The 12,173-nt window shown below is 55.1% G+C and carries 9 protein-coding genes; 5 read left to right on the forward strand and 4 right to left on the reverse strand.

Features of this window, described 5'->3' with window-relative positions; genetic code table 11:
• Positions 1 to 10 precede the first annotated feature (10 nt).
• The 3 genes from BMY01_RS02120 to BMY01_RS02130 are packed head-to-tail and all read right to left on the reverse strand — an operon-like array spanning position 11 to position 5,493.
• Positions 11 to 3,133, reverse strand: a complete 3,123-nt coding sequence (locus BMY01_RS02120; RefSeq protein WP_074743910.1) for an efflux RND transporter permease subunit — start codon at positions 3,131 to 3,133, stop codon at positions 11 to 13.
• Between the two features lie 3 nt (positions 3,134 to 3,136).
• Positions 3,137 to 4,288, reverse strand: coding sequence for an efflux RND transporter periplasmic adaptor subunit (locus tag BMY01_RS02125; RefSeq protein WP_074743911.1), 1,152 nt, complete (start codon positions 4,286 to 4,288; stop codon positions 3,137 to 3,139).
• The gene (locus BMY01_RS02130; RefSeq protein ID WP_074743912.1) at positions 4,285 to 5,493 is read right to left on the reverse strand and encodes a TolC family protein; all 1,209 of its coding nucleotides are present in this window, start codon (positions 5,491 to 5,493) and stop codon (positions 4,285 to 4,287) included. Before BMY01_RS02130 ends, BMY01_RS02125 begins: the two co-directional genes overlap by 4 nt.
• Between BMY01_RS02130 and BMY01_RS18225 the strand changes: the two genes are divergently transcribed.
• The gene (locus BMY01_RS18225; RefSeq protein ID WP_074743913.1) at positions 5,492 to 5,986 is read left to right on the forward strand and encodes a hypothetical protein; all 495 of its coding nucleotides are present in this window, start codon (positions 5,492 to 5,494) and stop codon (positions 5,984 to 5,986) included. The two genes, BMY01_RS02130 and BMY01_RS18225, sit on opposite strands and share 2 nt — an antisense overlap.
• A 61-nt stretch (positions 5,987 to 6,047) precedes the next feature.
• Positions 6,048 to 6,956 carry a transcriptional activator NhaR gene (nhaR, locus tag BMY01_RS02140; RefSeq protein ID WP_074743914.1) on the forward strand — a complete coding sequence of 303 codons (909 nt, stop codon included), beginning with the start codon at positions 6,048 to 6,050 and terminating at the stop codon, positions 6,954 to 6,956.
• Between the two features lie 288 nt (positions 6,957 to 7,244).
• Here nhaR and htpG read toward each other — a convergent pair whose 3' ends face one another.
• Positions 7,245 to 9,164, reverse strand: coding sequence for a molecular chaperone HtpG (gene htpG, locus BMY01_RS02145; protein WP_074743915.1), 1,920 nt, complete (start codon positions 9,162 to 9,164; stop codon positions 7,245 to 7,247).
• A gap of 178 nt (positions 9,165 to 9,342) precedes the next feature.
• Here htpG and BMY01_RS02150 point away from each other — a divergent pair, with 178 nt between their 5' ends.
• From BMY01_RS02150 to BMY01_RS02160, 3 genes are all read left to right on the forward strand, one after another.
• Positions 9,343 to 10,458 (forward strand): PQQ-dependent sugar dehydrogenase, encoded by a 1,116-nt coding sequence (locus tag BMY01_RS02150; RefSeq protein ID WP_074743916.1) that lies wholly within the window; start codon positions 9,343 to 9,345, stop codon positions 10,456 to 10,458.
• A 67-nt stretch (positions 10,459 to 10,525) separates the two neighbouring features.
• A complete protein-coding gene (locus tag BMY01_RS02155) occupies positions 10,526 to 11,518 on the forward strand; it encodes a serine/threonine protein kinase (protein WP_074743978.1) in 993 nt (330 codons plus the stop codon).
• 107 nt (positions 11,519 to 11,625) lie between these two features.
• A complete protein-coding gene (locus BMY01_RS02160) occupies positions 11,626 to 12,078 on the forward strand; it encodes a YchJ family protein (RefSeq protein ID WP_081353636.1) in 453 nt (150 codons plus the stop codon).
• The last annotated feature ends 95 nt before the right edge of the window (positions 12,079 to 12,173 follow it).

Genomic DNA, 12,173 nt, shown 5'->3' on the forward strand with positions numbered 1-12,173 from the left:
TGCTCTCTCCTCAGATTTCTACCGGCTTCTCGTCGAACCAGCGGTATAACGTCGGCAATACAACCAGTGTCAGCAGAGTTGAAGTAATCAATCCACCGATGACCACCACGGCGAGGGGACGCTGCACTTCCGAACCGGGACCGGTCGCGAAGAGAAACGGTATCAAGCCAAGCATCGCAACTGTTGCCGTCATCAGCACTGGACGGAAGCGTTGCTCACAGCCTTTGATAACCGATTCTGCAACGCTTGCTCCCTGTTCGCGCAGTTTCCTGATATAGGAAATCAGCACGACTCCGTTCAGCACTGCGATACCCCATAATGCGATAAAGCCCACGGAGGCTGGCACTGAAAGATATTCGCCGGTGACAAAAAGTCCAATGACTCCGCCGATGGAAGCGAATGGCAGCACGAGGATGATGAGTCCGGCGAGTTTGATCGAATTGAACAATACAAACAGTAAGAAGAAAATCGCAGCGATGGTAAGCGGGACTATTATCGAAAGCGTTTCCATTGCACGTTCCATGTTCTCGAACTGGCCGCCCCAGACAAAGTAATAACCTGTCGGAAGCTGCACTTCCTTCGCGATGCGCTGCTGCACTTCTTCAACGAAGCCCCCCAGATCGCGTTCATGCACGTTGACTCCTACCACCACCCGTCGTTTCGCATATTCGCGGGATACCTGCGCCGGCCCATCGACAACACGAATATCTGCAACAGCACTCAGCGGCACCAGGACGCCTCCATTTGCCAGGACGCCGTCCGAACCACGGACACCCGGTCGCCGCAGCAGAAGATCGCGAATCGACTCCACGTCATCGCGAAACCGCTCCGGAAAGCGCAGCACGAGGGCGATACGTCGCTCGCGCTCGAATACTGTCGTCACCGCCTTTCCCCCGATGGCCGTCTGGATCAGTTCATTCACGTCGGCAACGTTGAGACCATGCCGCGCTATCGCATAACGGTTGATATCGATGGTAAGGGATTGCTGCCCCGATAAACGCTCGATGCGAAGGTCGCGCGCGCCCCGTACGGATTTCAGGATACGCGCGACCTGTTCAGACAATTCGCGCAACTTCTCCAGATCATCGCCGAAAATTTTGAGGGCAACCTCCGAGCGTACCCCGGTTACCATCTCGTCAACACGTTGTGCGATAGGTTGGGACAACACAATAGATACACCGGGTAAGACGGCCAAAGCCTTGCGAATATCCTCCTCGACTTCCGCCTGGGTTCGACCGGAGTCGGGATCCAGCGCAGCAATAGGATCAGACTCGTTCTGAGAGGCCGGGTCAGCGGGAGACTCTCCGCGGCCAAGCTTCGATACCACGGTCTTGACACCTGGCACTGCCGCAATCAGCGCCATCGCCTCCGATTCGATCTCGATAGCCTCGTCCAGCGAGATTGAGGGCACACGGATGATGACAGGCGTAATAGAACCCTCCTGCATGGTCGGGATGAAGGATTTACCGAGGAGCGGGAACAACGAAAACGATAATGCGAGCAGACCGATGGCAGTGATGATGGTGGTTTTCTCGTGCGCCAGAGCGGAATTCAGCAGCCGGTGATAGCTTGATTTGAGAAAGGCTATAATTTTGGTGTCTTTATCGGCGCCGCCTTTGAGAATGTAGGCACAGAGCACGGGTGAAAGCGTCAACGATACGATCAGCGACACCGCTAGCGCGATCGCGATGGTGAATGCAAGGGGGCTGAACGTCTTGCCCTCCATGCCCTGCAACGCCATAAGCGGAAGAAACACCAGGATGATGATGCAGATACCGAAAATCACCGGTGTTCCCACCTCGACGACGGCATCGAGGATGGTTTGCAGCCTGGACTCGCGTGTGCCACTCGCGTGTCCAAGGCGATGATAGACATTTTCCACCACTACAACGGTAGAATCGACCATCAAACCAATGGCGATGGCAAGCCCTCCGAGCGACATCAGGTTGGCGGAAATCTGCTGCTGATTCATCACCATAAAGGTGACCAGCGGTGTGATGATCAGTGTCGCTACGACGATCAGACTGGAGCGGACATCCCCCAGAAATATGAACAGTACGACCACAACCAGAAAAATGCCTTCCATCAGGACCTTGCTTACTGTCCATAATGCGGCGTCCACGAGGTCGGTACGATCATAAAATGGAACGATCTGAAGACCGCCCGGCAGCAGCTTGCGATCATTGATTTCGGCAACCTTTGCCTTTACTCGCGCGACAATTTCCTTCGCGTTCCCCCCGCGCAGCATCATCACAATACCCGCGACGGACTCGGTATATCCGCCCTTGATGCTCGCGCCCTGCCGCACTTCCGCCCCGAATTTCACCTCGGCGACGTCCCGCACGAACACAGGAACACCGTCGACTTCTTTCAGAACAATGTTTCTGATGTCGTCCAACGACTGGATCAGTCCCACGCCCCTGATCAGGTATTGCTCGGTATGAAGGGGCAATATGTTACCGCTCGAATTGGCGTTATTACTCGCAATCGCCCGGTCCACCTGCGACAAGGTCAGATCGTAGTGGCGCAAGCGGTCAGGGTTGACCAGTACGTGATACTGCTTGACATAGCCCCCCATCGAATTGATTTCGGCCACACCCTGCACCGAGCGCAACAGCGGTCGCACTACCCAGTCCTGTATGGTGCGTCGCCGCGTCAGTTCCTCCACTGAAAGCGCGTGCTTGCCGTCATCGGGATGCTCCAGTGTGTATTGGTAGACTTCACCCAAGCCGGTAGTGACAGGTCCAAGTACCGGTGTAATACCAGGCGGCATCTTGCTGGCAACACCAAGCAACCGCTCCATCACCAGCTGGCGCGCAAAATAGACATCCGTCTCATCCGTAAAAACCAGCGTGATAAGTGAGATACCGCTCTTGTTCAGGGACCGCATTTCCACCAGCCCGGGCAATCCGGTCATTGCAATTTCTACCGGTACGGTGACAATCCGCTCGATTTCTTCGGGACTGCGGCCCGGCGCCTCAGTGGCGACCTGTACCTGCACATTGGTCACGTCTGGAAAGGCATCGACCGACAGCTTGGTTGAGGCGCGCATGCCGGCAGCCACCAAGCCGAGTGCAATGACCACCACTATCAGGCGTTGCTTGAGCATCGCGCGAACGATTGATGCCAGCATGGATTATTCCAGTTCGGCGAGCTTGCGCTCGTTTTCCAAGTGAAAGGCGCCGTCAACCACGATGGTCTGGTCGATGGAAAGGCCTTTCAGCACAGGACGCATATCCCCTACCTCCGGACCCAATTCGACAGGAACGCGAAGGAATCGGTTGTCGCCTTGGGCAAGAAATACATAATCCCGATTGTTTTCGCGCACTACCGCTGTCTCCGGCACTACCAAGCTTTCAACCGGGTTGTCAAGAATATGCATGCTGGCGAGCATGGCAGGCTTGAGCTTGCGTCGGGGGTTTTCTACAACGGTGCGCACCATCACTGTCCTCGTCAGCGGATTCACGGTGTCGGCGACAAAAATGATCAAACCGTCGAAGCTGATATTTCCCAGCGCCGGAACGTGAATCTCCACATGCTGGCCAACCTGCACATCGCGCGCAATCTGCTCCGGCACGTCACCCACGACCCACACAGAAGAGAGATCGGCGACCTGAAACAACTGATCGGAGGGTTGGACTACCTGCCCAATCGCGACATTCCGCTCGATAACGATGCCCGGCTTGGAGGTCTTGATGGCTACCGACGGCATGATGGTTCCCTCTTTCCCAAGCTTGTCTATGGCTCTGCTGTCCATGCCCAGCAGGCGCAATTGATCCGCCGCTGCGCCCAACTCTGCCTGTGAAACCTGCAGTTCGGACTCGCGCCGCTGCATTTCCGCCACACTGATGACATCCGCGGCCAGCAAGTGGCGCGCGCGCTCGGCTGCTTTTTCCGCCAAGGTCTCAAGGGAGAATGCCCGCAGGTAAGCCAGTTGCGCCTGGGTCAGTTCGGGGCTGGAAATACGGGCGAGCTCCGCACCCGCCTCGACGTTATCGCCCAGCACGGCGTACACATCAATAATCCGGCCGGTAACATTGGCTCCGACACGGACCAGCCTGTGCTCATCCACCTCCACCTGGCTCGGCGCCTGCAGCTTGTCGGCGATATTGATCAAGGTAGGTTTCCCAACCTTGACGTGATGCATCTTTTCGGGCTCCAGCGTGACGAGATTCGCGTTTTCCGGCTCTTTCGCCACAACTTCCTCTTTGACTGCCGGCTTGCCACCACCGCACCCGGAGACAAGCAATACAAGCATGATGCCGATTAGCGGCACAGTGATTTTCATTCGAAGCCTTCCTTGGGGTAATAGGCTCGGAGGCGGTCAATCTCGGCAACCGCCGCCTGCAAATCGAACCGCGCCTGCAGGAGATCCGAAAGCACCCCGCGAAGCACGCGCTGGGTATCGAGCACTTCGATCAGGCCGCGCTCCCCGAAGCGATAGGCTGCCTGAGCAATTTCCAGCGCCTTTTCGGCTTCCTTGACCAATCCACCTTCGAACATATCCACTCTTCGCTGGGCGATCTGCTTGGCCTGCCAGGCAGATTCAAGTAGCTGCCCTATTTCAAAGCGCCGAAACTCCAATATCCCGCGCGCCCGCTCCGAATCCGCGACAGCAGCGTTGATTTCGCCGCGACGCTGATAAAACAATGGGATGGTCACGTTCAGCCCGGCAAGATTCGAGGTGTACTGCGCCTCCTGAAAATTGCTGAGTAATACCGTTAACGATGGCAGTACGGCCGCGCGTTCCTGATCGATCCGCCGCCGCGCCCGGTTCCATTCAGCCTCCAGGCGCGTCACCTCGGGGTTGACCGCCGGTACAGTTTCACGCAGCTCTTCGAGAGGAGGAAGGCTTACGGACTCTGCCAGAGATCCCATTATCTGGAAACCAGGCTGCAAAGCACCAGCGGTAAGCTGAATGAGGGCTATGCGAGCCCTTTGCGCATTCAACTGTGCCGCTTCCTTACGCGAAGCTGCGGCCAGAACTTCCGTTTCGGCCCTGATCAGTTCGAAGCGCGGCGCCTCTCCGACATCGACCCGCACCTTGACGCGACGGCGTATTTCCTCCATCAGATCGGACACGCCCGCCTCCACCCGCGCCACTTCCTGCCGCAAGATCAGTTCGTAGGCAGCGACACGCAACTGCGCCGCCAGATCCGCCCTCACCTGTTCCAGGCCCGCATGACTGGCATCCACCCCTGCTTCCGCTGAGTCGATGCGCGCACTCCGCAGGAACGGATTCTCAATTGTCTGAGATACAGTAAATTGACGGTGGCTGTTTGCAGGCAAGGCCTGCGGCACGACTCGGGCATGCTGCGGGCCTGCCATGAAGGTCAGTTGTGGATTGGGGTAAGCCGAGGCGCCCACCACGCCCGCCTCCGCAGCTCTTATTTGGAAATGGGCCGCCTGCACCAATCCATTGGCCTTCAGGCCGAGCCGCTGCAATTCCTCAATGGTGAGGACCTGAGAAGGCGGTGCAGCTGGCGTAGGCATGGTTGGACCAGGTGCGGCAGGAGCCAGCAAGCCAGGTAACCTTCCCGTTGCCGATCCCGGCACGGTGGGGCCTGGCGTGGTGGCCGGCGGCATTCCCGGTGCCCGTGGCGCGGGGGCGACGGGTGGCGCAGGAGCGGGCGCTGCAGCCGGCGGAAGCGCCGGAGGCGGTGTAATGGCAGGAATCGTTGAAGGCTCCAGAGCCGACGCCGGCGGGAGTGGCAAAACAAGGATCAGGGCCGGCAAGAGACGGCAAAGACTTAATATATGCATGTGCTACCCGTTGAATTCTTCGAAGCGATGCCTGATCGATCGCACTGGACGCATTAAGACCGCGGAAAAGAAGGTCTTAACAACAGCGACGGCAGCAACTTTGCTGCCAGTTGGAGCGGCGAAAGGAACAGCATATAAATATGAACGCGCGATACGCGCGACGGATGACACGGCAAAGCTCATCCGATTTAGTCTAGATGAGAAATTGCATCAAGAAAAGTAGTATCTCGCTGATGATATAATCGGTTTTCACGAAGTATCGAGTTTGGTTTGTCTGCACACTGATGCTTAATTACAAGCAATTGCACTATTTTTGGGCAGTGGCCAAGGCAGGCAGCATTGTCCGCGCCAGCGAACGCTTGAATCTCACGCCCCAGACTCTGAGCGGCCAGATCGGATTATTGGAAGACGCGCTAGGGGCGCCACTTTTTTTACGAGTGGGAAGGCGCCTCGAACTGACCGAGACAGGCCGCCTCGCTCTATCATACGCCGATGAAATCTTTCAGATCGGAAACGAACTGGAAGAAGCACTGCGGGCGCGCCCGGAACGCCATGCGATCCCATTCCGGGTGGGCGTCGACGATGCGGTCCCCAAGTCCATCGCCTACCGGTTGTTAACGCCCGCCATGGAACTTGCTTCGCCTGTACGCATTGTCTGCCGCGAGGACAAATTGGCACGGTTGCTGGTAGAGCTGGCAATCCAGCGAATCGACCTGGTACTGGCCGACCGACCCATGCCGGATGAAGCAAATGTAAAAGGCTACAGCCATAAGCTGGGAAACTGCGGCATCACATTTTTTGCCGCGCCTCGTCTTGCAAATACATTGAGGCAAAAATGGCCCCACCTTCTTGACGCGGCGCCCTTGCTCATTCCCGGTAAAGACGCTGCTATACGGACCCCATTGATGCGATGGTTCGACGTTCACCAACTCCACCCTCACATCGTGGGAGAGTTCGACGACAGCGCACTGATGCAGGCATTCGGCCAGGCGGGGATCGGCATTTTTATTGCCCCATCCGTCATAGCCGACGAGGTGCAGCGTGAACATGGCGTTGTTGTTGTCGGCCTCACCGACGAGGTTACCGAACAGTTTTACGCCATCTCCCTGGAACGCCGTCTTACGCACCCCGCCGTCGTCGCCATCAACGATACAGCCCACCGGGAACTATTCGCGACCCTCGCTGCCTCCTAACCCGGATATTTCACCGGGAACACGGGAGAATGGCAAGGTGTTTTGGGAGTAAATTTGCGTATCCCAGCCAAACCGATAGCCGAGACTATTGGCGCGAAGCAGGGGCGCAAAGATGCCGCAAAACACCCGTCAGGACTCGTGAAGCCAATGGTACAAACGGATTTTCGGTCTTGGTTGATCAAATACCCGTCTTCATACCGCTTTCCATCTCAGGCCGGTTTGGTGAAATATCCTGCTAGCCTCAAAGGAAGCAATTACCGACTCGTCGGATTCTCTATATCCTGCCAATTATTCCTTGCTTCCGGTGCTCAGGAACAACTGATTGATGCGCTTGACGAAACTGGCAGGATCATCCAGTTGGCCACCCTCGGCCAACAGCGCCTGGTCGAACAAAATATGGCTCCAGTCGGCGAAATGAGTCTCCTCCGATTTCAGGCGCTCTACCATGGGATGGTACGGATTGATTTCCAGGATAGGTTTGGTATGCGCGACCTTCTGCCCGGCAGATTTAAGCAGGCGCTCCAGGTTTCCGCTCATGTCATGAGTTTCCGTCACCAGGCAGGCGGGAGATTCGGTCAGACGCAAGGTGATCCGCACATCCTTTACCTGCTCGCCGAGCACTTCTTTTATTTTCTCGGTGAGTTCCTTGTATTCACCCGCTTCTTTTTCCTGTTCCTTTTTCTCCGCCTCGTCCTCCAGCTTACCCAGATCGAGACTGCCCTTTGCTACGGACTGCAGGTGTTTACCCTCGAACTCAGGCAGATTTGCAACCAGCCACTCATCCACGCGGTCGAACAGCAGAATGACTTCAATGTCTTTCTTGCGGAAAATTTCGAGGTGCGGACTGCTTTTAGCCGCCGTGAGACTGTCCGCCGTGACATAGTAGATCTTCTCCTGCCCGTCCTTCATGCGCCCCACATAATCGCCCAGGGAGACGTCCTGCTCTTCCGAATCGGAATGGGTAGAAACAAAGCGCAGCAGCTTGGCAATGCGCTCGCGGTTGGCATAGTCTTCCGCCACCCCCTCTTTCATCACCTGTCCGAATTCCTTCCAGAAGGTCTTGAATTTGGCCTTCTCTTCGTCGGTTTCGCTTTGGGCCATGTCATCGAGTAATCCCAGCACCTTTTTCACCGAGCCGGCCCGGATGGCTTCAATGTCCTTCGATTCCTGCAATATCTCGCGGGAAACATTCAACGGCAGCTCATTCGAATCTATTATTCCTCGTACGAAACGCAGGTAATTGGGCAGCAACTGTTTGGCATCATCCATGATGAATACTCTTCTGACATACAGTTTGATGCCGTGGCGGGATTCGCGATCATACAAATCGAACGGGGCGCGGGAGGGAATGTAGAGCAGTTGCGTATATTCCTGCTTGCCCTCTACCCTGGCATGAACATACGCCAGCGGAGGTTCGAAATCGTGCGCGACATGCTTGTAGAATTCGTTGTACTGCTCTTCGCTGATCTCGTTTTTCGGCCGTGCCCACAAGGCACTTGCCTGGTTAATGGTTTCGTCTTCTTCCGTAACGGTGTTTTCATTTTTTTCCTGCGACCATTCCTCTTTTTTCATCACGATGGGAAGAGTGATATGGTCCGAGTACTTGCGGATGATGGAGCGCAGCCGCCATCCATTGAGCAGTTCATCCTCTCCTTCGCGCAAATGCAAGGTTACCTCGGTGCCGCGGCCAGGTTTCTCGACTGTCTCAAGGGTATAATCTCCCTCACCGCCCGATTCCCAGCGAACACCATGTTCGTGCGTGAGGCCGGCGCGCCGCGTAGTAAGCGTCACTTTGTCAGCAACAATGAATGCGGAATAAAAACCCACCCCGAACTGGCCGATCAGGTGTGCATCCTTGGCTTGGTCGCCGGTTAGTGCGTCGAAGAATTCTCGTGTGCCGGATTTGGCGATAGTACCGATATGGTCTATCACCTCCTGCCGCGACATACCGATGCCATTGTCGGCAACAGTAATGGTGCGTTCCGCCTTATCGTAACTTACACGTATTTTCAGGTCCGAATCGGATTCGTACAGAGCCCCATCGGTCAAAGCTTCGAACCGCAGCTTGTCAGCAGCATCCGACGCGTTGGAAATGAGTTCGCGCAAGAAAATTTCCTTGTTACTATACAAGGAATGGATCATGAGCTTGAGGAGTTGCTTGACCTCGGTCTGAAAATTCAAATGTTCTTTTGTAGCTGTCGCTTCCATTGTTTTCCTCCAAAAAAAATGCAATAAAATAAATGAGGGCAAATCCGGGATTTTCAAGTTGAAAGCTCATACCGATCATTTTCCGCGCTATCTCTCTGCCCTATTTCTCTGCCCTATTCCTTCATTTGCCGCACACACTCGATTTGATTTCTGAATATCGTTAAACCGGAGTTTGACCATGCACATCACAAAAATTCTCATACGTTTCATGGCCGCTTGCCTGCTCTGTTATGGCTTACCTGCGATGGCGGACAGCAAAGCAGGCAAGCTGCCCCTGGACAAGATCAAATTACCGGCTGGATTTTCGATCGAAGTGTGGGCTGAAGTACCGAATGCCCGCGGACTGGCAGTGGGAAAAAACGGTACGGTGTTCGCAGGTTCAGCGGATGAAGGCAATATCTACGCAATCAGGGACAAGGGGGGGGAACGTGAGGTAAAAACCATCGCCAGAGGGCTTAATCTTCCCATAGGAGTCGCCTTTCGCGATGGCGCGTTATATGCTTCATCGGTCGATCGCATTCTGCGTTTTGACGATATTGAGGAAAAACTCGATCAGCCTGGAAAACCGTACGTTGTCACCGAACGATTTCCCAACGAGAAACACCATGGGGGCAGATATATAGGTTTTGGCCCCGATGGTCTTCTGTATGTCGCGGTGGGCGCCCCATGCAATATCTGCGAAACGGAGCCGGACAAGTTTTCGCTGATTTCCCGCATCAATCCCGATGGCTCGAACTATGAGGTCTTCGCGTATGGGGTACGAAACTCGGTAGGATTCGATTGGCATCCCGAAACAAAGGAATTGTGGTTTACCGATAACGGTCGGGACTGGATGGGCGACAACTTGCCGCCGGACGAACTCAACCGTGCGCCAAAAAAAGGAATGCATTTCGGCTATCCCTACTGCCATTCCGACGACATCCTTGACCCGAAGTACGGTGCAAAGCGGGATTGCCGCAAGCTGATTTCACCCGCAGCGAAACTTCCCCCGCACGCAGGCGCCCTGGGGATGCGCTTCTATACAGGAACCATGTTTCCTCCCCAATATCGCAACAGCATCTTTATAGCCGAACATGGCTCATGGAACCGGCGCAATAAAATCGGCTACCGCATCGAGCTCGCAAAGATAAAGAACAACAAGGTAATAAAACAGGAAGTATTTGCCGAAGGCTGGCTGGAAAATGAAAAAAATTGGGGAAGACCCGTGGATGTGCTGGTGATGCCGGACGGGGCACTGCTCGTGTCGGATGATTTTGCCGGGGTGATTTATCGGATCAGTTATAAGAAACCTTGAGCAGCCTGAGCAATGCAAAACGAGCGCGACCAACAATTCAGGAGCAGCCTTCATTTGAGTGACCGGTGTGGGAACAGCGAATAATTCGGCTCCTCCATATGATTTCTCCACGCTTTCCCCTGAACGCGTGTTGCATGCTTTGGAAAGCTTGGGTTTCCGTAGCGACGGACGGCTACTGGCACTCAATAGCTACGAGAACCGCGTCTACCAAATCGGCCTCGAAAATGGTGCGCCAGTCGTAGCAAAATTCTACCGCCCGGAACGCTGGACGAACAACGCTATTCTCGAGGAACACACGTTCGTGCAGGAACTGGCCGAGCACGAAATTCCTGTAGTACCCCCGTTGGTGCTGCAAGGAACATCCCTGCATTATTTTGAGGGATTTCGTTTCACTGTTTTTCCAAGGCAGGGTGGCCGCGCGCCGGAACTGGAAGACCATCACACGCTGAAATGGATGGGGCGCTTCCTTGGGCGTATCCATGCTATTGGCGCGCTTAATCCCTTTCATGAACGCCCGGAATTGAATATCGCTAGCTTCGGCGAGCAACCACGCGACTATCTGTTGGCACATGGATTCGTTCCGCCTGATGTTGAGGCTGCCTATCGCAGTGCCGTGAATCAGGCGTTGGACGGTGCACGGCACTGTTTTGGGCGTGCAGGTAAAGTACGCACGTTACGCCTGCACGGCGACTGTCATGCAGGCAATGTTTTGTGGACTGACAATGGTCCGCACTTCGTCGATTTTGACGACAGCCGCATGGGACCAGCAGTACAGGACTTGTGGATGCTGTTATCCGGCGAACGGGCCGACATGAGGAAGCAGTTGGACAGCGTGCTGGCCGGGTATGAGAACTTCTTCGATTTCGACGAAAGGGAATTGCATCTGGTCGAGGCGTTACGCACTCTGCGCTTGATCCACTACGCGGCGTGGCTTGCGCAGCGGTGGGACGACCCGGCTTTCAAGCGAGCGTTTCCCTGGTTCAACACCCAACGCTACTGGCAGGATAGGGTTCTGGAATTGCGGGAACAGATCGCCCTTATGGATGAGCCGCCGCTATGACAGGATTTACAGGCATGATCGTTGTTCCCAAGTCTATTGTTCCACAGCACCCGATCGTGATCGTGGAAAATTGAAGTTTCCATTTTAAGTCTTTATGACAGGTTTATATGGACGCAAAAACGACGTCCTGTCCGTGCGGTTACACGGAGATAACAACGAGACCAGCGGGAACTCGGCAGGCTCGTCCTTCCACGAATAGCGGCAGAAAGTATGCTGACTGCTGCGGCCGCTACCTGGATGACGGCGAGACGGCTCCCACAGCGGAAGCATTGATGCGTTCGCGCTATACTGCATACGCCCTCGGTCGTGAAGAATACCTGCTGGCAACCTGGAGTCAAGACACGCGTCCAGCATCACTTGGATTGGAAAGTAAACAGCATGGAAAATGGCTGAGACTGGAAGTGAAACGTCATGAACAATCAGCGCCGGATCATGCCATAGTGGAATTCGTGGCACGTTACAAGGTGGATGGCCGCGCGCACCGTTTGCATGAAATCAGCCGCTTTGCGCGTGAGGGGGGGCAATGGTTCTATGTGGATGGCGATATTATAAGATCTTGAGGCTGAAAAATGATATCGCGTACCTGGAACACTGGGCGATTATCTCCCTGACGGATATCTGAACGCTACAGAGTCTCGAACGCCAGGCGCCACAT

This window comes from Nitrosospira multiformis (genome assembly GCF_900110185.1).
Taxonomy (GTDB): domain Bacteria; phylum Pseudomonadota; class Gammaproteobacteria; order Burkholderiales; family Nitrosomonadaceae; genus Nitrosospira; species Nitrosospira multiformis_A.